19 protein-coding genes are annotated in these 19,432 nt (G+C 46.7%); 15 read left to right on the forward strand and 4 right to left on the reverse strand.

The features are described 5' to 3' along the window. Positions 1–153: 153 nt before the first annotated feature. From nikA to G9G53_RS04660, 9 genes are all read left to right on the forward strand, one after another. Positions 154–1,779 (forward strand): nickel ABC transporter substrate-binding protein, encoded by a 1,626-nt coding sequence (gene nikA / locus G9G53_RS04620; RefSeq protein WP_165145656.1) that lies wholly within the window; start codon positions 154–156, stop codon positions 1,777–1,779. Between the two features lie 46 nt (positions 1,780–1,825). Beyond that, the gene (gene nikB, locus G9G53_RS04625) at positions 1,826–2,770 is read left to right on the forward strand and encodes a nickel ABC transporter permease subunit NikB (RefSeq protein ID WP_165145659.1); all 945 of its coding nucleotides are present in this window, start codon (positions 1,826–1,828) and stop codon (positions 2,768–2,770) included. Then, entirely contained in the window at positions 2,770–3,600 is an 831-nt protein-coding gene (gene nikC / locus G9G53_RS04630; protein ID WP_080658671.1) for a nickel ABC transporter permease subunit NikC, read from the forward strand. The genes nikB and nikC overlap by 1 nt, the downstream gene beginning before the upstream one ends. A gap of 20 nt (positions 3,601–3,620) precedes the next feature. Beyond that, positions 3,621–4,445, forward strand: coding sequence for an ABC transporter ATP-binding protein (locus G9G53_RS04635; protein WP_165145662.1), 825 nt, complete (start codon positions 3,621–3,623; stop codon positions 4,443–4,445). A 38-nt stretch (positions 4,446–4,483) separates the two neighbouring features. Continuing rightward, positions 4,484–5,293, forward strand: coding sequence for a nickel import ATP-binding protein NikE (gene nikE / locus G9G53_RS04640; protein ID WP_039271913.1), 810 nt, complete (start codon positions 4,484–4,486; stop codon positions 5,291–5,293). Between the two features lie 187 nt (positions 5,294–5,480). Beyond that, positions 5,481–6,290 carry a transporter substrate-binding domain-containing protein gene (locus tag G9G53_RS04645; protein ID WP_165145665.1) on the forward strand — a complete coding sequence of 270 codons (810 nt, stop codon included), beginning with the start codon at positions 5,481–5,483 and terminating at the stop codon, positions 6,288–6,290. A 30-nt stretch (positions 6,291–6,320) separates the two neighbouring features. Further along, a complete protein-coding gene (locus G9G53_RS04650) occupies positions 6,321–7,037 on the forward strand; it encodes an amino acid ABC transporter permease (RefSeq protein ID WP_013312615.1) in 717 nt (238 codons plus the stop codon). Between the two features lie 4 nt (positions 7,038–7,041). Then, positions 7,042–7,809 carry an amino acid ABC transporter ATP-binding protein gene (locus G9G53_RS04655; protein ID WP_165145668.1) on the forward strand — a complete coding sequence of 256 codons (768 nt, stop codon included), beginning with the start codon at positions 7,042–7,044 and terminating at the stop codon, positions 7,807–7,809. Positions 7,810–8,039: 230 nt separating this feature from the next. Beyond that, complete coding sequence (locus G9G53_RS04660) at positions 8,040–9,056, forward strand: asparaginase (protein WP_165145671.1); 1,017 nt, start codon at positions 8,040–8,042, stop codon at positions 9,054–9,056. Between the two features lie 41 nt (positions 9,057–9,097). Here the strand turns inward: G9G53_RS04660 and G9G53_RS04665 are convergent, their stop codons facing one another. Further along, positions 9,098–10,045, reverse strand: coding sequence for a Gfo/Idh/MocA family protein (locus G9G53_RS04665; RefSeq protein WP_165145674.1), 948 nt, complete (start codon positions 10,043–10,045; stop codon positions 9,098–9,100). 112 nt (positions 10,046–10,157) lie between these two features. Here G9G53_RS04665 and G9G53_RS04670 point away from each other — a divergent pair, with 112 nt between their 5' ends. Continuing rightward, positions 10,158–11,117 carry a helix-turn-helix transcriptional regulator gene (locus G9G53_RS04670; protein WP_029518794.1) on the forward strand — a complete coding sequence of 320 codons (960 nt, stop codon included), beginning with the start codon at positions 10,158–10,160 and terminating at the stop codon, positions 11,115–11,117. Positions 11,118–11,159: 42 nt separating this feature from the next. On the opposite strand, the gene G9G53_RS04675 is transcribed toward G9G53_RS04670, so the two are convergent. Then, positions 11,160–11,405, reverse strand: coding sequence for a DUF6953 family protein (locus G9G53_RS04675; protein ID WP_069012262.1), 246 nt, complete (start codon positions 11,403–11,405; stop codon positions 11,160–11,162). A gap of 213 nt (positions 11,406–11,618) precedes the next feature. Between G9G53_RS04675 and G9G53_RS04680 the strand changes: the two genes are divergently transcribed. Continuing rightward, a complete protein-coding gene (locus G9G53_RS04680; RefSeq protein ID WP_069012261.1) occupies positions 11,619–13,019 on the forward strand; it encodes a transcriptional regulator in 1,401 nt (466 codons plus the stop codon). A gap of 209 nt (positions 13,020–13,228) precedes the next feature. On the opposite strand, the gene G9G53_RS04685 is transcribed toward G9G53_RS04680, so the two are convergent. Then, a complete protein-coding gene (locus G9G53_RS04685) occupies positions 13,229–14,965 on the reverse strand; it encodes an ABC transporter substrate-binding protein (RefSeq protein WP_069012260.1) in 1,737 nt (578 codons plus the stop codon). 147 nt (positions 14,966–15,112) lie between these two features. On the opposite strand from G9G53_RS04685, the gene G9G53_RS04690 reads away from it, so the two are divergent. From G9G53_RS04690 to G9G53_RS04705, 4 genes are all read left to right on the forward strand, one after another. Next, positions 15,113–16,624 (forward strand): DUF4153 domain-containing protein, encoded by a 1,512-nt coding sequence (locus G9G53_RS04690; RefSeq protein ID WP_029518789.1) that lies wholly within the window; start codon positions 15,113–15,115, stop codon positions 16,622–16,624. Positions 16,625–16,637: 13 nt separating this feature from the next. Next, positions 16,638–17,204: a hypothetical protein gene (locus G9G53_RS04695; RefSeq protein WP_029518788.1), complete on the forward strand. Its 567-nt coding sequence runs from the start codon at positions 16,638–16,640 to the stop codon at positions 17,202–17,204. Positions 17,205–17,213: 9 nt separating this feature from the next. Further along, positions 17,214–17,372 carry a hypothetical protein gene (locus G9G53_RS04700; protein WP_165145677.1) on the forward strand — a complete coding sequence of 53 codons (159 nt, stop codon included), beginning with the start codon at positions 17,214–17,216 and terminating at the stop codon, positions 17,370–17,372. Positions 17,373–17,617: 245 nt separating this feature from the next. Next, positions 17,618–18,055, forward strand: coding sequence for a hypothetical protein (locus tag G9G53_RS04705; RefSeq protein WP_165145680.1), 438 nt, complete (start codon positions 17,618–17,620; stop codon positions 18,053–18,055). A gap of 73 nt (positions 18,056–18,128) precedes the next feature. Here the strand turns inward: G9G53_RS04705 and G9G53_RS04710 are convergent, their stop codons facing one another. After that, the gene (locus tag G9G53_RS04710; RefSeq protein WP_029518774.1) at positions 18,129–19,244 is read right to left on the reverse strand and encodes a WG repeat-containing protein; all 1,116 of its coding nucleotides are present in this window, start codon (positions 19,242–19,244) and stop codon (positions 18,129–18,131) included. Between the last annotated feature and the right edge of the window lie 188 nt (positions 19,245–19,432).

Below are 19,432 nucleotides of genomic sequence, written 5' to 3' on the forward strand. Positions count from 1 at the left end.
AAGTTTAGGGTTTTTCAAAATCCTCATTCTACAAATTTAAAAGAAATAAGAGGGTTGCTTGTCGAATAGTGTTGACAAAATTGAGCGTGATACCTATTCTAAATATGATTATGATAATCATTATCACATATATAGAAAAGGGGAAATACATTGATGTCCGTTCGACACCGCAAGACTGCTACCCTTATGTTGGTGGCGCTCCTCTTATTATCCGTTGTTTTGGGCTGCGCAAAGCAGGAGAACACACCTGCATCCACCTCTACTGACGGAGCTGCCAATGAAAAGTCGATCACGCTATCGTGGCCGCGTGACATTGGCACGATGAATCCTCATGTATACAATCCTTCCCAACTTTTTGCACAATCCATGGTTTATGAGCCGTTAGTCAGCTACAAGCAAGGAGGCAAGCTGGAACCTGCTTTGGCTGAATCCTGGACTATTTCCAAGGACGGTAAGACATATACGTTTAAGCTGCGCAAAGGTGTAAAATTTTCGGATGGGACACTATTTAATGCGGCCATTGTCAAAAAGAACTTTGACGCTATCATGAAAAATGAGAAAACACACAGCTGGCTTGGTATAGTAGGCGTTCTCGACAAAACTGAAGCTGTAGATGACAGCACTTTCCGAATGACGCTCAAAGAGCCATACTACCCAGTGCTTCAGGATTTGTCTGTCGTTCGTCCGTTCCGTTTTCTGGGTGAAGCTGGGTTCCCGGATGATGGAGATACGTCCAAAGGAATCAAGAAACCTGTAGGTACAGGACCTTGGATGCTGGATGAATACAAGCAAGATGAGTATGCAACCTTTAAGCGTAATCCGAACTATTGGGGTACTGCACCGAAGGTGGATAAAATTACGGTCAAAATCATTCCCGATGGCGAAACCCGTGTGATGGCCTTTGAAAAAGGCGACCTGGATCTGATTTATGGAGAGGGTGTCATTAGTCTGGATGCCTTCAAACAGCTTCGCGACACGAATCAGTATGTTACCACGCTGTCCGAGCCTGTCGGAACAAGAAGTCTGTTGCTCAACTCGTCCAATCCCAAGCTGGCAGACCTTCGGGTACGTCTGGCCCTCCAGCATGGCTTTAACAAGCAGGCAATGGTGGAAGGTGTGACTTCAGGGCTGGAGGAAAAAGCGGATACGGTTTTATCCAAAAACTATCCGTATACGAATGTAAACCTACAGCCTGTTGGCTATGATGTGGAAAAATCCAAAGCGTTGCTGGATGAGGCTGGCTGGAAGCTGCCCGCAGGCGGTACAGTACGGGAAAAAGACGGACAACAGCTGGATTTTGAGCTGATTTTTGATAAAACCGATCCAATCCAAAAGGCGATGGCTGAAACCATTCAGGCCGAATGGGGAGAACTGGGTGTCAAAGTGAACCTGACCGGACTGGAGCTGACGGTTCAAATTAAGCGCCTTAGATCCAACCAGTTTGATCTGTACTTCTGGTATAACTATGGTGCGCCTTATGATCCGCATTCCTTTATTAACGTCATTGCCAAGAAGAGCTTCGGAATTTCCGAGACGCTGAGCGCCCTTCCCATGAAGAAAGATCTGGATCAGCAAGTACACGAGGCGCTCTCATCGACAGATGAAACCAAGCGCCAAGAGCTGTATGCTTCGATTCTGAAGACGCTTCAGGAGCAATCTGCCATTGTGCCTATTTCGTATATTAAGAAAACGGCAGTGTATCAGAAAAAGATTACGAACTTTGTATTCCCGGCCAATCGGGATGAAAATCCGTTTGGTGGGCTTGAAATCGGGAAGTAGTTAAAACTGAAGGGTAACGTTCGTTTACAGGATAGGAGGACAACTTATGATCAGCTATATCGGGAAGCGAATGGTAGCGGTCATTCCTATTGTTCTCTTTGCCACCCTCGTTACCTTTGCACTGATTCATATTTCACCAGTTGATCCGGCCGAGGCCTATTTGAGTGCTGCTCATATTTATCCTACTCCAGAGATTCTGGAGCAGAAAAGACATGAGTTCGGGCTGGATCAGCCTTTGCTGACGCAGTATATGCATACACTTCAAAGAATCAGTCAATTGGACTTTGGTACTTCGTATCTGACCAACAAGCCGGTATGGGATGAGGTCAAAGTTCGGCTGCCCGCCACTTTTGAATTGGCTGTGAGCAGTATGGTGCTATCTATTCTAGTGAGTATCCCGTTGGGCGTGCTAGCAGCGATGCGTAAAAATGGCTGGATCGACATGCTTAGTCGAGGGATTTCATATTTTGGGGCGTCTATTCCCCAGTTCTGGCTGGGATATTTGTTAATCTTCTTTTTCTCTGTTCGATTGGATTGGCTCCCTGTAGAGGGGCGAGGAACGTGGCAGCATCTGGTGCTGCCCACGTTAACCCTGTCGCTGGTTCTGATTGCTTTATATACGCGCCTGCTGCGTTCCAGTGTGTTGGAGCAGCTTCAGGAAACGTATGTGCAGTATGCGAGAACTAGAGGAATCCGTGAGTGGGTGATCATGCTCAAGCATGTACTGAAAATTGCCATTGCTCCACTGATTACAAGTATGGGTATGAACCTGGGCAAACTTTTGACCGGAACGATTATTGTGGAGCAGGTGTTTTCATGGCCCGGGTTTGGCCGTTATTTTGTGGAGGCGATTTTTAACCGGGATATTCCCGTCATACAATGCTATGTGTTTTTGGCGGCATGCCTGTTCATCGTATGCAATTTGCTCGTTGATCTGGTGCATTTGTATATGGACCCCCGTATTTCATCGAAGGGACGAGCAGAGCAGTGATGATAAGATTGCGTACAATGTTCAAAGGTCAAAAGGTAATCGTGGTCTGCTCTGTCGTACTGGCTGCTCTTTTTATTATTATGGCGCTAGCTCCTTGGCTGGCTCCCCATGATCCGGTTAAAGTCAGTTTACTGCACAAGCTGGAGGGACCTTCCAAAGAGTACTGGTTGGGAACCGATCATTTGGGTCGGTGCAATTTATCCCGGTTGCTGTATGGCGCACGGATTTCGCTAGGCTTTGCAACCTTAATTTTCCTGTCCTCGCTTAGCATCGGCGTTGTGGTCGGGTCGCTTGCGGGTTATGTGGGCGGCTGGGTCGATAGTGTGCTGATGCGGTTTTGTGAAGGTATTATGGCGTTTCCGAATTTGGTGCTTGTGCTGGGCATTGTCGGTATTTTTGGACCGGGCCTCATGCAGGTGCTGCTTGCATTAATGATGGTGCAGTGGGTGTATTATGCCAGAATGTGCCGCAATATGGTCGTCAGTCTGAAAGAACGGAATTTTATAGCTGCCGCAAGGATCAGCGGGTCCTCCTCAGGAGCCATTATCCGGCGGCATATTATTCCGAATGTGCTGCGGCCGATTGTGGTCATTGGTACGCTGGAAATGGGCTGGGCGATCATGGATATTTCTGCGTTGTCTTTCCTCGGTTTGGGCATCCAACCGCCGACCCCCGAATGGGGAGCGATGATTCATGAGGGAACGGGATACATCCGCAGCCATCCGGAATTAATGATCTATCCGGGGGTTATGATTCTGGTGGTGGTGATGGCCTTCAATATATTGGGGGAGGCGCTGTCCGACCGATACGGAATTGCCAAACGTCAGTAAAACAGGAGTGTGTTACAACGATGGACGACAGGGCGAAGGTGCTGGAGGTCAGCGGCTTACAGGTGAAGCTCAGAACCGATGCAGGGACGGTGTCTCTGCTGGAGCCAACTCATTTTGAGCTGAAAAGGGGACAAGTTCTGGGTCTTGTTGGCGAGAGTGGAAGCGGCAAAACCGTGACTTGTAAAGCGTTGCTCCAATTGCTGGATCGCCAGACGATGGACATAGAAGGAAGTGTCCGTCTGAACGGGCGTGAGCTGAACGGAATGGCGGCCGAGGAGATGCGCCGTATTCGAGGCAAGGAAATCGCGTTTATTATGCAAAATCCGATGAGTGCCTTTACGCCAGTGTATACGATCGGAGCTCAGTTTATGGAAACGGTCCGTACGCACACTGGATTAACCAAACGACAGGCCCGTGATCTTGCCATAACGGCTCTGGAAAATATGAATTTGCCCGATCCAGCCAAGCTGATGAAGCGTTACTCGTTTCAGTTGAGCGGCGGGATGCTGCAACGGGTCATGATTGCCATTTCGATGTGCCTGCGGCCAGCAGTGGTTATTGCGGATGAACCAACGACGGCGCTTGATGTGGTCAATCAGCTACAGGTGCTAAGAGAGCTGGATCGCTTGCGTACGGAATACAATACGTCCATTTTGCTGATCTCGCATGATCTGGGCGTCATTTCCCAATTGGCGGATGAAGTGGCTGTCATGCAGCAGGGTCGTATTGTTGAGCAGGCTGAGGTCCATCAGTTGTTCGATCACCCGCAGGATGAATATACGAAAATGCTGCTGCATGTCAGACCCAAGTTGTCCATTCGGGGCATGAATCAGGTAGGTGGTTAGTCGCCTGTTCGACGGTCACACTTTCAAAAGGGGAGCGAATGCGTATGCTACAAGTGAAGAAAGTAACTCATAGCTATGGAAGGCGCAAATGGCTGGGCCGTTCTGAACCACGCCCCCCTGTGTTGGCTAACGTTTCACTTACTATAGAGAGTGGGTTTTGCCTAGGCTTACTTGGAACCAGTGGAGCTGGTAAAAGCACGCTGGGCAAGGTTATTCTGGGGCTGGAGAAGCCGCAGGAGGGTCAGGTGCTGTTCCAGGGACAGGACATTTATAATGCGAGCCCCCAAGTCCGCAGGGGAATGCGACGGGATATGCAGGTCGTATTTCAGGACTGCTACTCTGCTGTAAACCCCCGAATGACCGCCGGGCAGATTATTGGGGAGCCATTGGACAATTACGAACGGTTATCGGTGCAGGAACAAAAAAGAACGGTCGAAAGCCTACTGGAACGGGTCGGCCTCAAGCCAGAGGATCGGATTAAATATCCGCATCAATTCAGCGGCGGACAATTGCAGCGGATCAACATCGCACGGGCGATTGCGCTCAAACCAAAGCTGATCGTGCTGGATGAGTCCGTCAGCAGTCTGGATATGGTTCACCAGATGCACATTTTATCCCTGCTGGGAGAACTGAAATCTTCGTTTGGATTGTCATATCTGTTCATCACGCATGATATTCGGGCAGCTTATGCTGTCTGCGATGGCATTGCTGTGATGGAGCAGGGGAGATTGATCGAGCGCTGTGATGAGAAGGATCAGATTTTTGAATCTGCTCATCCGGCTGTACGACGGTTGATCTCGTCCATTTTGCCGGAACATCCAGCAGAGCGTTTTCCGCTTCATGGATAACAGTGGACCCGCAAGGGTCCTTTTTTTGTGCAACATATATCTTGTTCATTGAAAGTCGTTATGGGATTTTTGCAAAATCCTCAGATAAATAATTGAAATGAAATTTACTTGTTGTATTATTTGAATAACCCGTTATAATAAAAAATCATAGTAAATTACTTGGATATTAAAAAAGGGGATGTCATATATGAAGAAATCTGCTTTGGTAGCAGCGATTGGCCTATCTCTTGTGTTATTAACGGGTGCTTTGAGTGGATGTTCCTCGAAGGATGCGGCATCGGGGGATAAAGTCATCTATGTCGGCACACAAAATGACTACCCGCCGTTTGCTTTTACGAATGATAAAAACGAGCTGACCGGATACGATGTGGAAGTAGTCAAGGAGATCGACAAGAAGCTGGACGGCTATAAGATTGAATTTGTACCCTCGGGCTGGGATGCGATATTCCTTGCACTGGATTCGAATAAAGTTCAGATGATCGCAGATGAAGTTGCCAAAAATCCTGAACGTGAGAAAAAGTATTTGTTCTCGGATGAGTCCTATTTCTCGGCTCAGTCGGTTATTATTGTGAAAAAGGGTAGAACGGATATTCATTCCCTCAAGGATTTGGAAGGCAAGAAGGTAGCAGCCTCGGTAGGTGATTCCTACACACAGTTGCTGGAACAGTATAATGCGAAGAACGGGAATAAAATTATTTTGAAATATAATGATACAGGTACTTCGTCCGATAACCTTCAAGACGTGCAAAATGGCCGAGTGGACGCTTATGTGAATGATCCGGTTATGGCGGCGGCAACGATCAAGAAGGAAGGTTTGCAGGTGGAAGCTGTGGGCGAGCCGGTGCAAAGCGATAACATCAACCTGGTGTTCAAAAAGGATAAGCAGGGCGAAGAGCTGAAAGCTAAAATCGACCCGATCATTAAAGAGCTGAAAACGGACGGAACACTGAAAAAATTGTCTGAACAATGGACAGGCGGGGAATTTATTCCTCAGTAATAACAATGTAAAGGGTAAAGTGGGGTTCCTATGGAAAAGCTGTTTGATCTTGATTATATGCTGAAAAGCCTTCCCCAGATCGTCGAGTATCTCCCCGTGACCTTATGGATTGCGTTTGTGTCCATGCTGCTGGGTGGGATCATCGGGTTAGCTACGGCCTTAATCCGGATATACAAGGTGCCTGTCTTGGCACCGTTATCTACGTTGTATGTCTCGTACATTCGGGGAACACCGCTCATTGTGCAGCTGTTTCTCGTATATTACGGAATACCCAAGTTTTTGTATTATTTCCAGAGCGAATATGGATTCTTACAGCAGTTCAATGTCTATGTCATTCCGCCCGAGCTGTTTGCGTTGCTCTCATTTTCATTGAACCTCGGGGGATACCTGTCGGAGACATTTCGGGCGGCGATTCATTCGGTCGATCGGGGACAATTTGAGGCTGCTAATTCCATCGGCATGAGCCAAACACAAATTATGCTCAAAATTGTACTGCCGCAGGCGTTGACGGTGGCTTTGCCCAATTTGGGAAACACGCTGATCAGTACGGTGAAGGATACGTCTTTTATTTTTATGATTGGTGTCGTCGATATGATGGGACAGGCTAAAATTATGGGCGCGCGGGCGTTGGCTTTTTTTGAGGTATATGTTGCGGTGTCTCTGATTTACTGGTTGGTGTGTATTATTATTGAGCGCGGGCTTGTCGTGCTGGAGAAGCGTATTCGAATTTACGAAAGAAGTGAGTAAGGGTATGATTCAACTTCATCAAATTCATAAGCATTTTGGGCAGCATCACGTATTGAAGGGCATAGACCTGACGGTGGGCAAAGGAGAAGTCGTAGTGATCCTAGGCCCAAGCGGATCGGGGAAGTCCACGCTGCTGCGCAGCATTAATTTTTTGGAGCAGCCGACCAGTGGTGTCATTGAAATTGAGGGTGTAAAGGTAGACGCGGCCAAGGCGGGAAAAAAGGACATTCTCGGACTACGGATGGCAACGGCCATGGTATTTCAGCAATATCAGTTGTTTAAAAATTTGAATGCACTCCACAATGTGATGATTGGTCTGACCAGTGTGAAAAAGCTGGATCGTAAGCAGGCGAGAGAGATCAGTGAAGGCATTTTGGAAAAGGTCGGGTTAAAGGATCGTATGACCTATTATCCTGCCCAGCTTTCGGGTGGACAGCAGCAGCGAGTTGCGATTGCCCGTGCATTAGCATTGAATCCACAGGTGTTGTTATTCGATGAACCGACTTCCTCACTTGATCCTGAACTGGTGGATGAAGTACTGTCCGTCATTCAAAAGGTGGCGAGTGAAGGCAATACGATGATTATTGTCACGCATGAGCTTGGTTTTGCGAGAGATGTAGCGGATCGGGTTGTGCTGATGGAGCATGGCGTGATTGTGGAGCAGGGACCCGTGGAGCAGTTTTTCACCAATCCGAAGGAAGAACGGACACGGCAGTTTCTGGGCAAAGCGTTGGTACAGAGAGCGCCACAGGAGCAGCCTGTATTCCCATAAGAAGTACATGGATGGCTTATAGGTATGTGCAGCGCTGTAGACTTATTGTACCTATGTAAAAAGCACGTTAGACAAGTCGCAGGAGGAGGGAAAGCCCGCGCTTGTTTGTCGTGCTTTTTTGGCCCCTCATATCTCCAACTCTTTTCCATTGCAAAGTAGCTTATCACACTTATTCATGATAAATTCTAAGAACAATACAGTGAAGATGTAATCGGGAAGGAACATTGGATATGAAAAAGGTTTTGTTCATTAATACCGGAGGGACCATTTCTTCCTCCTATCAGGAAAACGGCCTGACACCGACCCAATCGGCTGAAAATATTTTGGCGGAAATTCCGGAGCTGAAGGAGATTTGCGAGATTGATGCCCATAATCTGATGAGCATTGATAGCACAAATACACAACCTGAGGATTGGGCTTCCATCGCCCGGATGGTACATCGTTCGCTCGATCAATACGACGGTATTGTCATTGCACACGGCACGGACACGATGGCTTATACAGCATCAGCCTTGAGCTTCATGTTGGGAACTGTAGACAAACCCGTCGTCGTGACAGGTTCGCAGGTTTCTATTTTGGCGGAGCACAGCGATTCCAAAAAGAATGTAATCGACTCATTCCTGACCGCATGTGGCGAGGTGGCCGGGGTTTTTGTCGTGTTTAACGGCAAAATTATCAACGGTAGCCGCAGTTCAAAAATCAGAACACGCAGCTATAATGCTTTTGAGAGTATTAACTATCCGTATATCGGACTCGTGGAGAACGGTAAGGTGATCTATACGGAGGGCGTATTTGCAAATCGCGGTACCGCTCGTCACCCATACAACGACGGGTATGCTTCGGAGGTATTTCTGCTCAGGCTGATTCCGGGTACGAATCCGGCGATCTTCGATGCCATTCAGGGCTTGGGCTATAAAGGTATCGTCATTGAGGGCTTTGGTATGGGCGGCGTTCCTTTTAAAGAAAGAAGCCTGATCAGCAAAATAGAGGAGCTGATGAAGGACGGTATGAGTATTGTCGTGACTACTCAATGTCCTTATGAGGGCGGGGATTTGACGATTTACGAAGTGGGGCAAAAGGTACTGGAGAAGGGTGTTATTCCGGGGTATGACATGACAACGGAAGCGCTAGTGACGAAAATGATGTGGGCGTTGGGGCAGACGGACGACCCGGCAGGGGTAGCCAAGATTATGGCAACGAACTACGCGGACGAAGTTTCCCTGCCTGCGGATACAGCTTCCTTATAGGAAGCTGATTCCGTAGATGAGGATTTTGCAAAAATACCGGGTTAACGCTGGGCTTTCCCCAGTCTGCTTTTAATCTCAATAGCCACTTTCAGCGCTTGTACAGCTGACTCCAGTGGAATCAGGCTTTCCGGATGTCCACCAAAGCATTCAAGTGCATGGTCCAAACTTTTTTCGTATGGATTGGCAGATTCGAGGTTGATTTTTTGCTGTTCTGATGCGGTATACTCATATAATGCGGTAGGTATAAGATCGGTTTCGTCGCTTTCATGAAATACCAGCTTAGCCTTTTCGAAATAAGCCTCATAGGCCACTGTGAATGGGTAGCTCCCCGGCAAGTGGGATGAGGCGATGACTTCTGTGAATGTATCCCGATGCTGAAAGTAAGCCCGAACCTGTGCTTGTTCAGGATGAGTAACTTCTGTACCCCAGACTGTACAAGGATCACAGGGGCCTAATAGCCAGGTCAATAAATCCAATTCATGAATCATGAACTGAGTAGGGATGGAGCTTAGTCCAAGATCCCCCCACAGAGGAGACGTTTCTCTCTTCAAAGATAAGGAAATGAGCTTCCCGTATTTCTGTTGGCGGTATGCTTCATACAGATAGGTATAGGCGGGGTCAAACTTAATGAACTGGTTGACCAGAATCTTTTTGTCATATTGCTTCTCAGCTTGTTGCATAAGAAGAGCGTCTTCGAGATTAAAGCAAACCGGCGTTTCACAAAATACATGCTTACCGTGCTTCAGCGAATCCACCGCATATGACCTATGTAGGTGGGAAGGCAGGCATAGATCGACGATATCCACGTCTGGATCCAGCAGAATATCCTCTATATTTTGTGTGACTTCTACGTTTAGCTCCTCTTTCAGCTTTTGCAGCTTGGCTTCGTTCCTTCCAAATACCATGATTCTGTTTACCTTGGGATGGTTGTTTAACAGTGAGGCATGATACGCGCCGAATCCCGTCCCCAATATTCCAATATTCATCATCCATCACACCTCTTTACTTCTATGATACACACCTATTACTGCCAACAGGGTGTCAACAATCTTTGCATTATCTTTTCAATTCGGGTTAACCATCTATTGTGGAGGAATGATTGTGAGACTGCATCGTTTAATCGCGATTTTATTATGTATCGAATCTAGAGGGAGAATGAAAGCCAAGGAATTGGCGTTGGCACTGGAAACCTCTGTACGCTCCATCTACAGGGATATCGACCTCCTGGCTGAAGCCGGCGTTCCGATTGTTACCGCTTCCGGCCCGAAGGGCGGAATTTATTTAATGGAGGGTTATACGGCGAACCTGAAACAGTTGAATGGCGGGGATGTCATTCAGTTGTATTTAACAGGGATGGGCATTTATACAGGCGGGCCCACGGAATCGGGTTTGAAGTTAAAGAATGCTCTGCTCAAACTGGAACAGACGATGCCAGACTCGTATCAGTCCGATATTAAGAAAGCCAAAGCGCGGTTTTATTTTGATGATACGCCGTGGTGGACGGAACGTATAGCCATTCCTTGTCTTGAGTCCGTAAGAGCTGCGGTGTGGGGGTCCCATAAAATAAACATTCAATATGAAAAAGCTGACGGAATCTGTTCTTCCCGTCATGTGCATCCCTACGGACTTGTGGTGAAAAAAGGAGATTGGTACCTCATTGCCTTCTGTGAAGTTGGGCGGGAGGTTCGGACCTTTAAGTGTGAGCGAATCAAGGAGGTTCAGCCGTCTGCGGAAGTCTTTGAGGTTCCGGAGGATTTTTCGCTGGAGCATCATTGGATGAGACAAGAAACCGCGTTTAAGCAGCTTTGTGCAGAGAAAGAATACTATCCCGTTCTGATCCGAACGAATAAGAAGCAAGCGGAAATCATAGCGAAAAGGATGGAAATCATCCAGTCTGTACAGGAAGGCACTCATTTCATTCTAACGGTCAACATGTATAGTTATGAAGCGGCCTGCCGCGATGCTATGGATTGGATTGGCAGGGTTGAAGTTGTGGAGCCTGTAATACTCCGACAGTTTGTGAAGGAAGAAATTAACCGACTCCAGAGGATATATGGATAAATCATTAAAAAAACACCTGCCTAGGGCAGATGCTTTTGCTTGTTAAGTCCAGGCCCAGAGAAATCCGTCACGATCCCAGGCGATTCTGCCACCATGAAGCTTGCGAAATGCTTTTTTGATTTCTTTTTCCAGAGATACATGACCATGCTCGCTTATAAACACATACTGCTCTCCATACTCAGAGCGTACATATGCAATTGCATCTTCTTGTTTCAGGGTGCCCACTTCACGGATCTGCGCGACCATCCATTGTGCAATTTCTTGTTCTGCTGTAGGGGTGTTGTCCATTTGTCGTATCCTTTCCTGCGTACCGATTGGGTGTAGCTGCTCGGCTCACCTCCCCGTAGTATACGGCAATTCGGAGAATTATTGAATTTTTTGATATAAATTTACTGGAGCGGTTGGCTAAGCGAGCTTTCTTTTGTATAATTAAGGGAATATTCACGGGAATTTTCTTTTTTTGTATTGTAATCATGCAAGTAATCCCTGGGGGTGCCTGGTTTGAAGGAAACAACCACAATTCGCGCAGAGCTGGAACAGTACATCAGACGAGAAGGAATTACGATTAGTAAGTTTGGGGAGAACACAGGTATTAATGCAGGAACGATCAGTGCCATTATTAACGGTAATCGTCCGATTGCGATGCTGCTGTTGGATAGGATTGGTGCAGGCATGGGGCTTGAAGAAGGGAGCCTCTATGAGTTATACATTGATGAATTTATACGGAATACGGCACCGAATTGGCGACGGGTTCGTCCCTTTTTGCATCGCTGTGCAGAGCTGAACAAACTGGATTGTATTAAGCAAGTCGTGGAGTTTATGATGGACTATCTCATATACGCCCCAGCTTTGTTTGAGACAGCAGAAGAATTATTCAGCGAAGGTAAGCTCGAGGCTGCTGCAATTATTTATAAAAATGTTTCGGAAAGTGAGAAGTACCAACATTCAGAGCGTCTGGCGCTCTGCCAATACCGTTTATTTACGATTGCCGTTGGTGATGACCAGGACGAAAATTTATGGGCAGCCACACATTTCGAAAGCTTTGTGGACCGACTGGGTGAAGCAGACCAACTGGATGCCTTAAGAGACTTGGCTAATACCTATGCCTCCTTGCGGCGTTGGGATAAAGTAGAATGGTATGCTGAAAAAATGGCTCAAAAAGCCAAGGTACAATACGAGCAAAAATACGGAAATACCAGAAGACCGGAGCGTGGCAAGGAACCTAAGGGTCCTTTGTTTATGTATATTGTATATTCTTACGTGCTGCGTGCCGGGGTGTGGGATGAGCGCGGGGATTATCAGAAGGCACTGGAATTTGTATCCCTATACTCTGATTTGAGCTGGGTGCAAGAGGATACGGAAGAAGCTCGGCGTTTGAAGGCCCTTTGTAGCAACTGGGCTGAGGCCAACGGGTATTTATACCAGTTGATGTCCGGCAGTCTGGATGTGATTCCACAGTATGTAGATTATTTGGAAAAAAACGAAGGCGAAATTCTCGTGGGGTTACATAAAATTATGGTAGCGGCCAACCGTTATGATTTTAATGTAGACCATGTACTGCAACGTTTTGAAAAACAAATTGAGGCATTTGCAGATCAGCATGTTAAGGTAGGCACTTATACGGAGCAAATGTCAGCAGATCTCTATGCACGATTTTTGGCAGAGATGGCTTGTTATGATCTCAACAAACACCGTTATACCAAAGGTATGAAATTCTTGCTTGAGAGCCTTTCTTATTCCGTCGTGCTGAATGGTAATCCTGTCACCATCAAATGTGTAGGATTATTTGAAAAGTATCGGCATACTGCCACTTCTCAGGACAAAGAGGAATATAAAAACTTACTTGGAGAGGTAGAGTACATCCATGATAAAAAAGATCGTTTTTTCTCTGCTCGCATTTAATGTTTTTATCCTGTTGAATTTTCCACCCGTTACCCCTCCTATGGAAGATCCTAGCGATGTCCACAGTCATGGGTTGGGGGGATGGGCGCTTTCATCCCTTGAACCATCTACTTGAAAAGGTCTGGATTGTCGTAACCCAAAAGGTATCCTCTTGTGAAAAGAGGATACCTTTTTTTGGTCATCCGATGCGCTTGAATGGACCGCTTGGCTCAAGGCTTGGATGATGGAGGTACAGCAGGTGGAAACCAGACATGACGCAGATCCACCCAGCCCTGACTGTTAAAAGATACGCCGCGCACAGAAGGGAGATAGGCCGTCTGAACGGGTTTTTCATATAAAATATGCAGCTGGTGCTCATCCATGAGCCGAGTTTCGATATGTTCAAATTGCTGCGCCCTAACAGTGTGATCGGCCTCCCGTGCAATTTCACGCAGCAGTCTTTCGATATCCACACGGCTATGAGGCTCAACATGTCCGGATACATTCAGATACAAGTCAAACAGGCGTAATTGCTCATCACGGTCACGAAAGAGAGAAAAGATGATTAAGTCTGACTCCATACGGATAGATGAGCTTTTGAATTCATTCATAGATGCGGCCACGATGTTACAGGTATACCCACAGGATTCGAGCTGAGCCGCAACCCGGTCTGCGTCCGCTTTATACTCGGGAATGGTAGCAATTTGCAGTGCCGCCAGTGGTTCAAAAGAATCGTTAGATGAATTTACTGCTGGAGGAAGGGAGCGATGATCCAGACATGCTACAATGCGGGCACGTATTTCTGGGTTACGCAGCGGTCCATCCTTGTGTGTATTACATGTGATAAATTTGCGTACCGAAGCCGCTGAGTGAATCTGGCTCCATGCGGTATCCGTATCTCCCGCCGATACGGGATTATGGATAATGTGAAAAGAAGAAGCGGTGTCTTCCGTATCCGGCGATTCCAGCTTAGTCGCCCACGGGAGTTGGACAATTTCCACTCGGTCCAGATGAGCTCGGCCTTGAAAATAAGGTGCGAAAGCCTCCAGTGTACACAGGCTCTCGTTCATTTCCGTGACTTTGAATGCCCCTGTACCGACAGGGTGGATGCCAAAGGCGGCTTCACCCACCTGATTAAGCTCACGCGGCACAATCGCAGCCCGGCTGGTACACAGGAAGGATAGAAATAGCTCGTTTGGCTCCTTTAGTACGAAACGTACCATCGTCGGACTTAACGCCTGGACGTGCTGAATTTGCCGGACGATAAAATGGTAAAGTCTCCTTCCCGGGGCCCGACTCAGTCGCTCAAAGGTATAGACGACGTCTTCAGCGGTGAGTATTTTTCCGTTATGAAACAGCACTTCTTTACGCAGGAAAAAAGTCCACTGTGTACGAGTGGTGTCCACCTCCCAAGCGTGCGCCAATCCCGGCAAAATCTCGCCGCTTTCGTTCGCCCGACGGGCCAGGCCATCAAAGACGTGGCTGGATACGAAGGACTCGGCAAGCCAGTTCAAGTACAACGGGTCCAGCGTATAAAGTTGCTGGCGAATAGGCAGACGCAGCGTGTCGATCTGCTGCTGATCACTGCGCACCTCCGCGTGGTGCCCAAAATAATTTAGCAGCCAGCCTTGCAAATGCTCTTGCATGGTGGAGGAGCGCGAATGAACTCGGATCTCATCCAGCGCGCGTTTGATATCATGGCGGTCTATGGCTTGCATCATGGATTGCACGGCAATGTCTTCCGGCTGAATAAGGAAGCGCAGACTGGAGCGGCGGCCTCTGCCTCGGCGGGGAGTCCATTGTATCCAGTCATGCTGCTCCATTTTCTGAATGATCATCAAGGCGTTGCGGTGAGTACAGTCAAAAATAGCTGCTAGCTCATCCAGCGTCGTCTCTATAGTATGGTTTTCGTCCTTGTCGTCAGCTGCGTGTGAGTGAAGTCGTAAAAATTGGGCATGGAGTTTCATTCAAGGTTGCTCCGTTTCCCCTATATTTGATTAAAAGCGTAGCCACTTTTATAAAATAGGAAATTTTGTTTGAATTAATTTCTCTTTATCTTCTTATTTTATCATCTACAATAAGGGTTATAAAGCATATTTGCGGAGGTATTTATCATGCATGACAAGATGAATGGAACGTCTTTGCCGAAAACGTCGTTTCTGTCTGCCTTTGCTGGCGCAATTGTGTTGGCGCTGGTTCATCAATATCTGTTCTTCGGACATGGGCTGGGCGTGTCTATGCCCATTTTTGTTATTGGGTTTTACGCCTATATGTATGCCTTTAATCGAGATCGTTTCCAGCTCAAATCATGGATAGGGCGTTTGCTGTTTGTGATCATTTTCATGCTGGCATTGACATACGTGCTGTTCAATAATCCGATCCTATATGTGTTAAATGCGCTGGCGATACCTGCTCTGATTAGCGTACATATGGTGCTGCTGTTCGGGGAGAAAAGGCATGGCTGGTCAGAACCCGGTATTATCGGTCAGGCGCTAAGCCATTGGTTTTATCAAAATTTTCGCCATATCGTGACTCCGTTTCGAATGTTTAAGACGGCAGCCTTTCGGAATGTAAAGGATGAGCGTAAGCGTGTATTGGGTAAAGTGATAATCGGTCTACTTATTGCCTTGCCGTTGCTACTCATTATTATATCTCTGCTGGCTTCGGCAGACGGGATGTTCGAAAAGTTGTTATCTGGCATACCCGAATGGATTGGCACATTGACCTTTGGGAGTGGTTTGCCACGGCTGATCTGGATCTGCTTTTTCACCTTCTGTTTCTTCTGTTACTTGTGGGGATTTGTACAGCCTGCTCCGCGTAATACGCAGAGAGAAACTCAGTCATCAACAGTACCTTACCACGAGCCGGTGGCGATCAAGTTTGATCCTGTAATTACCGCTACGGTGCTGATTGTCATGAATTTGGTGTATGTTGTGTTCGTCGTGTTGCAGTTCGGATATTTGTTTGGTGCATGGGAAGGTGCTCTGCCCGAAGGAACCTCGTATGCCGAATATGCGAGAAGAGGATTCGGGGAGCTGGTTATGGTAACAGGTATCAACTTTGTGCTGATGATCAGTGTATTGAAGTGGACTGAATTTGGCTCAGGTATAGTGCAAAAAATGAACAGCGGCCTGCTGTACATACTCGTGGGTTGTTCGGGTGTGATGCTGTATTCGGGATATACCCGGCTGGTTATGTACGAAGAAGCATACGGCTATACGTACACCCGCTATTTGGTACACGCGTTTATGATTTTTCTGGGCTTGCTACTGCTTATTGCAGCAATGCGCATTCATTTCCGTCAACTGCCGTTGGCGAAATATTATATTGTACTCGCTCTGGTCGCCTATGTCGTCGTGAACTATGTGGGCATTGATATACGGATTGCTGAAAATAATCTCGAACGGTATCGCACGACATCGGTGATAGATAAGGAATATTTGAGTGAGCTATCGGCGGACGCGATTCCGCTGCTGATTGACTTTAGCCGTAAGGAACATGGAGCGCTGGATGAGTTTTTACAAGCCCGTTTGACGAGCATGACGAGAGAAGAATCGGCTTGGTCTGAATTCAATTGGGCAAAGTATCGAGCGCAACGAGAATTGCACAACTATATTTTGGAATGAGAGGTGTTTGGGAATGATCGGAACAGATACAGTGGAGGGTATGGTATTGGAGCTACAGGATGAGATGTCACAGTATCAGCATCAATTTGGTGTAAGACGAAACCATTTTCTTGCGGAGGCGATGTCCTACGGAATGAGTGAGGAGGAAGCTCGGTCTTATGCTATCCAGAGTATCGGTCCGGTCGTTCCCGTCGCCTATATGCCTACGTTGGCCCCGGGTAAAACCCGACCGCTCAGTCCGATGCTGGCAGCGCGGTACCGATATGCGGGGGATTGGAAGGACATCGACGAGCACCTGCTCCTGCCGGATGAGGTGCTGCGGATCGCAGGTACAGAGCAGTTTCGCAGCTGGATCAGCGATATGCGGAATTACTGGGTGGAATCGGCTCCATACCGATTCGGGGATGATCGTCTTTCGCTGCTGTCGGTTGCAAGCGAGGAAGAGGGTCACTTTTCCATGCTCGTCTGGAAGGAACCCGGTGAAGAGCCTGAAGTATGGACGTATGCTTTGCAGCATGAATACCGATTCAGTCATCTGCTCCATTGGTTCAAGTGGCTGAACGGGCGAAGTGAAGAATGAGAGGTACAGATGATAAAAAAGAATCGTAATTGGATCGTGCTATTTATCGGCATCGCTCTGATGGTGGGGGCAGCAGACTATTTAACACAAGCTAAGCCTACGACTACTCCTGAGCTTATCGTTCCAACCGTAATCAGTGAAGAAAGCCTTCAGTTAAGTGAAGATTAACGGGAAAGGCGTTTTATTTTCTCAACCTAATGGATCAGAAGGCCGGGCCATCACTGTAGATGGAATTTAAATAGAAAAATAAAAATAAGTTAATTTTTCCGTGGTATTGCGTTGTTAAAGTAAGGCGGAAATCACCCTAATAGTTGAGAGGGAATGGAGGCCAACATCAATTGAATGTGGAGCCATTCAGATGTTCAAGCGACTCCGTTCATTTCCTCTACAACTTATATTCAGGGGGAATTTCAATGGCTAGAAGTGCAAGTACTTACGCATCTGTAATTGACGGTTTTAAGGTAGAAACGAACAAGAAGTATTCGCCAGTAGGTGGAACGAAATGTAATATTTTCGCTCAAGACGTGATGTCTGCGATGTCAGCACCCTTGCCAAGCGGCTTAGCCAATCAAATGGCTGATGCTTTACTGAATAAAAAAGCGCCGGGCTGGTACTCTGTAACCTTTCAGGATGCTCAAAAAAGAGCTAATCTCGGGTATCCTACGATCGGGATCAAAAAAGAGGATGGACATGGTCATGTAGTCGTTGTCAGACCGAAGGGTTCATCGATTACGATTTTGAAAGAAGTACAGGTTGCTCAGGCGGGGACCAAGAATTATAACAGTAACACCATTAACTATTCGTGGGTGGCAGCAGATCTGCCTGGAGTGAAATTCTACACACACGACTAATTATATTCGATATATTGGAAATTTAATGACCCCGGAAGCAGATCCACTCGATCTGTTTCCGGGGTCGTCTTTTTTATTTTGAAACGGAATGTTTAGATACAATGAAAGCTTTGCCTGGCTTGATAAAAGCAACAGCATAGCCATTGGAGAAGGAGGAGGATTCCGCTCTGTACTCAAGTTTAGTCAGCAGTTGCCCTTGACGATTGATGTAGCCAAATTTGCCGTCTGAGACGGATGATTGTGTTTGTTTACCGACTAAAGCAAAGCCTTCTTTGAACGGAGAGGTAACATCATATTTAAGTTGATATTTAATGACCAGCGTTCCGTTTTTATCAATAAATCCGATTTCGTTTTTTGCATTTTTCACACTCGCCAGGCCTTCACTAAAATTCTGAGCATCCGTAAATTTAAAGGGAATCACGACTTTCCCCTGTTTATTGATGAATCCCCATTTCCCCTTGGTATTTTGCACCGGGGCCAATCCCTCCGAGAAGTCTCCGCCAGATTTATATTGAAGAGGAATGACTTCTTTCCCTGCTGTATTGATATACCCGTAGAGCTCTTTGCTATTTTGAACAATAGCCAAGCCATCCGAGAAACCACGACTGTATTTGTATTTATAAGGAATCGCTAGTTGACCAGAGGCATTCACAAAACCGATCTTGCCAGTGTTGGGGGCGTAGGCAAGAGCCAGACCGTCCGTAAATATATATTCTGAATCCACATTTTCTTTAAAATGAGAAAGGATTTTTCCCGTTCGATCTATAATTGCATTTTCTTTGGTGTCTGCTATGGTGACCTTGGCTTTTCCTTCTGAAAAGAAATTGGCTTCGGTATATTGGCAAGGGATGACTAGTGTTCCTTTGGTGTTCATGTACCCATAGAGATTGGTTTTTGTATTTTTGACGACGGCTCGCTGCTCATGAAAATCGCCAACGGGTTTAAGCTCGGCGGGAAGTGAGAAAGCTTTTGCTCCTTTGGTATTGTAATACACAAGGTTTCCAGCGGATGTTTCAGCGGCCAATAAGCCATCATGAAAAGCACCATCGCTCAGCGGGCGAGCAATGTTGTAATCCAGAGCAGTTTTAGAAACTTCAATGGTTGTTGTGCTGGATGCGGCCCAGCCTGTTCCAATAACGGAGAGGCTAGTAACCAGAATCAATGCAGCTAATCCTAACTTTTTTAACATGCATAAGCTCCTTTGTGAGTTGATTTTTTAACTTTGGGCTTCGGAAAATCTTACCCTCATACGTAAGGTCTTCCATAATATAGACGATAAAAATGTAGGAATGTTTCTTGATATTCTAAATTTTTCTAATTTTCAGCTATTACTGAGAGATTAAAGATAAGAGATCACGTTCATTTTTAAGAAAAAAA

The organism is Paenibacillus sp. EKM206P (assembly GCF_011066155.1).
Classification (GTDB): domain Bacteria; phylum Bacillota; class Bacilli; order Paenibacillales; family Paenibacillaceae; genus Paenibacillus; species Paenibacillus polymyxa_D.